Source organism: uncultured Maritalea sp., from assembly GCF_937139385.1.
GTDB lineage: Bacteria > Pseudomonadota > Alphaproteobacteria > Rhizobiales > Devosiaceae > Maritalea > Maritalea porphyrae_A.
Genome location: NZ_CAKZPW010000229.1, coordinates 1 through 3,529, shown reverse-complemented (window position 1 = coordinate 3,529; position 3,529 = coordinate 1). Strand labels below are relative to the sequence as shown.

Sequence of the window (3,529 nt, the reverse complement as noted above, 5' to 3'; positions counted from 1 at the left end):
CGAGTTCCCTGGCGATGACACGCCGATCATTCCGGGTTCTGCGCTGATGGCGCTGCAGGGCCCAAAAGCAGCAGCTGTTTTGGCTCGCTATTGCGATTTGCCCTCAAAGCTTTCGTTCATGAACGCCGCTGCAACAAAAATCGAAGGCATGGACGTTTATGTGTCGCGCTCTGGTTATACGGGCGAAGATGGCTTCGAGCTTTCCGTTGAAGCAAAAGACGCCGTTAAATTGGCTGAGCTGCTTGTGGGCAACGATGAAGTAGAGCCTGCCGGCTTGGGCGCGCGCGACAGCTTGCGCCTTGAAGCAGGCCTTTGCCTTTATGGCCACGATATGGACGATCAACGTGATCCGATCAGCGCAGGCTTGATTTTTGCCATCGGCAAAGGTCGTCGTGTTGAAGGCGGGTTCCCCGGTGCATCAACCATTCAAAAAATCATCAAAGATGGCGCCACGCAAAAACGTGCAGGCGTACGTTTTGAAGGTCGCATGCCCGTACGCGAAGGCGCAGAGATCGTTGATGCTGACGGCAACAAAATTGGCGTGGTCACATCCGGTACTTTTGGCCCAACAATTGGTGCACCAGTTGCTTTTGCCTATGTACCTGCAGACCTTGCCAAGCTAGGTACTGAATTGACCGCCATCGTACGCGGCAAGCCCGTCAAAGGCGTGGTTGAAAAACTTCCATTTACACCTGCAAACTATGTGCGTTTGTAGAATAGATATCGGACCAAGGGGGACCAAATGAGCAATACACATTACACCGAAGACCACGAATATATCGCAGTTGATGGCAACACAGGCACAGTTGGTATTTCCGACTACGCACAAAATCAATTGGGCGACGTGGTGTTTGTTGACGTGCCAGAAGTTGGTGCAAAATTTTCAAAAGGCGACGAAGTTGCTGTTGTTGAATCAGTAAAAGCTGCGTCAGAAATTTACGCACCTGTTTCAGGCACCGTTATCGCTGTAAACGAAAAATTGGCTGATGAGCCTGGTCTTGTGAATTCAAGCCCAGCGGGCGACGGCTGGTTCTTTAAAATCGAAATCGATGATGCTGGCGATCTTGAAGGCTTGATGAGCGAAGACGCTTACAAAGCCCACACTGCCTAAGTTCAAAGGGAAACTATATGCGTTACCTCCCGCATTCAAATAGGGACAGAAAAGTGATGATGGATGCCATTGGCATCCAGTCGTCCGATGAGCTGTTTGCAAAAGTGCCAAGCAAAGTGTTTAACACTGCAAAGCTTGATTTGCCTGACCACCAGCCAGAGTTTGCTGTTGAAGCGACCATTCGTGGGTTTGCCAACAAAAACCGCGCAGCCGGCGACGGGCCATTTTTCGTGGGAGCTGGCGCATATCGCCACCACGTGCCAGCCAGCGTTGATCATTTGATCCAGCGTTCTGAGTTTTTGACCGCTTACACACCGTACCAACCAGAGATTTCTCAAGGTACGCTGCAAATGCTGTTTGAATTCCAAACACAAGTGGCCAACCTAACCGGCATGGAAGTGGCAAACGCTTCAATGTACGACGGCTCAACCGCTACGGTTGAAGCTGTGCTGATGGCACGTCGCTTAAAACGTCGTCCGGGCATTGTTTTGTCTGGCGGCCTTCACCCACAGTATCGCGACACTGTTGCGACATACATGGGCGACGACGAGGGCTTTGTTTGCTTACCTTCTGATCCAACAGCGACAGAAGACATCATCGCCCAAATCGACGACACCACAGCGGCGGTTGTTGTGCAATCTCCAGATTTCTTCGGCAATTTGCGTGATCTACGTCCGATCGCTGAAGCTGCGCACGAAAAAGGCGCTTTGCTGATTGCGGTTTTCACCGAAGTGATCTCCCTTGGTGCCATTGAATCTCCTGGCGCTCAGGGCGCGGACATTGTGGTTGGCGAAGGCCAGTCTATCGGCAATCCTTTGACATTTGGCGGACCTTACGTCGGCCTGATGGCAACCCGTCCGAACCTTGTGCGGCAGATGCCAGGCCGTGTTTGCGGTGAAACCGTAGACGCTGAAGGCAACCGCGGTTTCGTGTTGACCTTGTCGACGCGTGAGCAGCACATTCGACGCGACAAAGCCACATCAAACATTTGCACCAACTCTGGTCTTTGTGCATTGGCGTTCTCTATCCACATGTCATTGCTCGGCCAAAAAGGCCTTTCGCAAATGGCAGCATTGAGCCACCAGCAAGCTTACAAAACCGCAGATGCCCTAACGGCAATTGAAGGCGTTGAGTTGGTCAATGAGCATTATTTCAACGAGTTCACCGTGCGTTTGCAAAAAGCGGCTGCACCAATTGTTGAAGCTTTGGCTGAAAAAGGCGTTTTGGGTGGTGTACCGGTTTCTCGTTTGGAGCCGGGCAAAAAGGAACTTGAAAACTTGCTTGTGGTTGCCGCAACGGAACTGACAAGCGATGCTGATATCGCAGCCTTTGCCGCTGCATTGAAGGAGGTCATCTGATGTTGAACAATCAAGGCCGTCCAACAAACGTAGATAACGTTAATTCAAATGTAGGTGCCTCGAGCGGCGCTGCTTTGTTGCCATCTGAGCCCTTGCTCTTTGAAGTTGGCGACAAAAACAAATCTGGCGTGGATCTACCAAAAACAGACACCGACTTCTCCTCCCGTCTGGGTGGATTTGCACGCCAGACCCCAATCAACTTGCCGGGTCTGACAGAGCCTCAATCAATGCGCCACTATGTGCGCATGAGCCGATTGAACTATTCAATCGATGCGGGCTTCTACCCGCTTGGGTCGTGCACTATGAAGCACAACCCACGTCTGAACGAAAAAATGGCGCGTTTGCCCGGTATTGCCGACATTCACCCGCTTCAACCTCAATCAACTGTGCAAGGCGCAATTGAATTGATGGAAGAATTGGGTCGTTGGTTGATGGAATTGACCGGCACAGGTGCTGTTGCTATGGCACCAAAAGCGGGCGCCCACGGCGAAATGTGCGGCATGATGGCCATCAAAGCTGCGCACGAAGCAAAGGGCCAAGGCCATCGCAAACTCGTGCTGGTGCCAGAAAGTGCACACGGTACAAACCCGGCAACTGCCGCCTTCCTTGGTTATAAAGTGAAGGAAATTAAGGCCCGCAAAGATGGCACAGTAGACGTACAAGCGGTCAAAGACGCTTTGGACGAAAACGTAGCTGGCATCATGCTCACCAACCCAAATACCTGTGGTTTGTTTGAGCCTGACGTGATCGAAATCGCTGATGCGGTTCATGAAGCTGGTGCATACTTCTATTGTGATGGCGCGAACTTTAACGCCATCATGGGCGTTGTTCGCCCGGGCGATTTGGGCATTGATGCAATGCACATCAACTTGCATAAAACCTTCTCTACCCCACACGGTGGTGGTGGACCAGGTGCGGGGCCGGTTGTGCTTTCTGATGCATTGGCACCCTATGCGCCATTGCCTTATGTCAAACGTGATGGCGATGCGGTCTCCTTGGTTGAAAACCAAGACGGGTCTGATGATCACCTTGGCCGTATGTCAGCGTTCCATGGCCAAAT

Annotated in this window: 4 protein-coding genes; all 4 read left to right on the top strand. The window is 51.8% G+C overall.

What is annotated here, in order from left to right:
* A partial coding sequence (locus tag Q0231_RS09760; protein WP_299347456.1) for a glycine cleavage T C-terminal barrel domain-containing protein occupies nucleotides 1–715 on the top strand: 715 nt, incomplete at its 5' end.
* A gap of 27 nt (nucleotides 716–742) precedes the next feature.
* Nucleotides 743–1,111 (top strand): glycine cleavage system protein GcvH, encoded by a 369-nt coding sequence (gene gcvH, locus Q0231_RS09755; RefSeq protein ID WP_269392535.1) that lies wholly within the window; start codon nucleotides 743–745, stop codon nucleotides 1,109–1,111.
* Nucleotides 1,112–1,128: 17 nt separating this feature from the next.
* Complete coding sequence (gene gcvPA, locus Q0231_RS09750; protein WP_269392534.1) at nucleotides 1,129–2,469, top strand: aminomethyl-transferring glycine dehydrogenase subunit GcvPA; 1,341 nt, start codon at nucleotides 1,129–1,131, stop codon at nucleotides 2,467–2,469.
* A partial coding sequence (gene gcvPB, locus Q0231_RS09745; RefSeq protein ID WP_299347454.1) for an aminomethyl-transferring glycine dehydrogenase subunit GcvPB occupies nucleotides 2,469–3,529 on the top strand: 1,061 nt, incomplete at its 3' end. The genes gcvPA and gcvPB, both read left to right, overlap by 1 nt.